General features: G+C 69.1%; 2 protein-coding genes. Both read left to right on the forward strand.

From position 1 onward, the window contains the following. The coding region (locus LOC65_RS19300) for a glycine radical domain-containing protein (RefSeq protein ID WP_405048261.1) at positions 1 to 441 on the forward strand (441 nt) is incomplete at its 5' end. Further along, a partial coding sequence (locus LOC65_RS19305; protein ID WP_230248761.1) for a 4Fe-4S cluster-binding domain-containing protein occupies positions 428 to 666 on the forward strand: 239 nt, incomplete at its 3' end. The genes LOC65_RS19300 and LOC65_RS19305, both read left to right, overlap by 14 nt.

A 666-nucleotide genomic window follows, 5' to 3' on the forward strand; every position in this document is an offset into this window, starting at 1 on the left:
AACGTCGTGTACGGCAAGAAGACCGGCAACACGCCCGACGGGCGCAAGGCTGGCGAGCCGTTCGCGCCGGGGGCCAACCCGATGCACGGCCGCGACTACAAGGGCGCGGTGGCCTCGATGGCCTCGGTGGCCAAGCTGCCGTACAGCTGCTCGCAGGACGGCATCTCCTACACCTTCACGATCGTGCCCAGCGCGCTGGGCCCGGACGAAGGCCAGCGCGTGGACAACCTGGTGAACCTGATCGACGGCTACTTCGGCTCCGGCGGGCACCACGTCAACGTCAACGTCTTCGACCGTGCGACGCTGCTGCACGCGATGGAGCACCCGGAGCTGTACCCGCAGCTGACGATCCGGGTGTCGGGTTACGCGGTGAACTTCATCAAGCTGACGCGCGAGCAGCAGCTCGATGTCATCAGCCGTACCTTCCATGCCTGCCACTGACGTCAAAAGCGTCGCGGTCGCCGCCCCGTGCGGCGGCACGCGGCCGGTGCACGCGCCCGGCGCGGCGCCGGCCGCCGCCGTCACCGAAGGTTATGTCCACTCGACCGAGACCTGCGGGACGGTGGACGGCCCGGGGATCCGCTACGTGCTGTTCCTCTCGGGCTGCCCGCTGCGCTGCGCGTACTGCCACAACCCCGACACCTGGCATCGTCACGACGGCACGCT

The sequence above is a fragment of the Rubrivivax sp. JA1055 genome (assembly GCF_020966565.1).
GTDB lineage: Bacteria > Pseudomonadota > Gammaproteobacteria > Burkholderiales > Burkholderiaceae_C > Rubrivivax > Rubrivivax benzoatilyticus.